At 58.8% G+C, this 626-nt stretch carries 1 protein-coding gene; it reads left to right on the top strand.

Annotation, left to right across the window (positions count from 1 at the left end):
• Positions 1 to 423: hypothetical protein (locus MRBLMR1_RS28270; protein WP_500067054.1), on the top strand; the 423-nt coding region annotated here is incomplete at its 5' end.
• Positions 424 to 626 lie beyond the last annotated feature (203 nt).

The following is a 626-nucleotide window of genomic DNA, read 5'->3' on the forward strand; positions in this document are numbered from 1 at the left end:
AGCACCATAGATCGGTTTCTTGAGGTGAGCGTCGGCAAGCCCGAGCACGACTCGCTCCTGCAGATCCTGGGCAGGACGGAAGATCTTGACCCGCAGCCCAACGATAGTTTGCAGACACCATCTTACCATACAGCGATGGGATATCTGGAGTTAGGTGGCAGACGGCTGACGAAAGTGGACGACAACATCGTCAATATTCGCGAATGGGACAAGGACCCGATGGATGCTGACGCATTCTGGCAAGCGAACGTCGAGGCCTTGGGCGAACGCGAGAAGCGTGAGGTCTTTCTCCATCCGCCGTCTATCAGCGATGCGGACACCGGCGAAGGGCGTCAAACATTGCGGAGCCCTACGCAGGAGACACGCGACACGTCAGCCGGTGGCGTCCAGCGGCAGAGGCAATCCGGCGGCAGAGACAAATAGCCCTGCAAGTGAAGTGGCCAAACCAACCGACCAGCCCGCGGGCGGCCCAGAAGCTGCCGAGCCTTTGCCAGAGTGACATAAAAAATGGCCCGCGTTTGCGGGCCATCACTCATTCTGTGGCAGGAACGATCAGGTCTTGTCGACGACCTTTTCCACCGCGTCCTTGGCTTCACCCTTGGCCTGCTGTGCATCACCCTTTGCTT

The sequence above is a fragment of the Neorhizobium sp. LMR1-1-1.1 genome (genome assembly GCF_040675795.1).
In the GTDB taxonomy this organism is placed as follows: Bacteria; Pseudomonadota; Alphaproteobacteria; order Rhizobiales; family Rhizobiaceae; genus Neorhizobium; species Neorhizobium cellulosilyticum.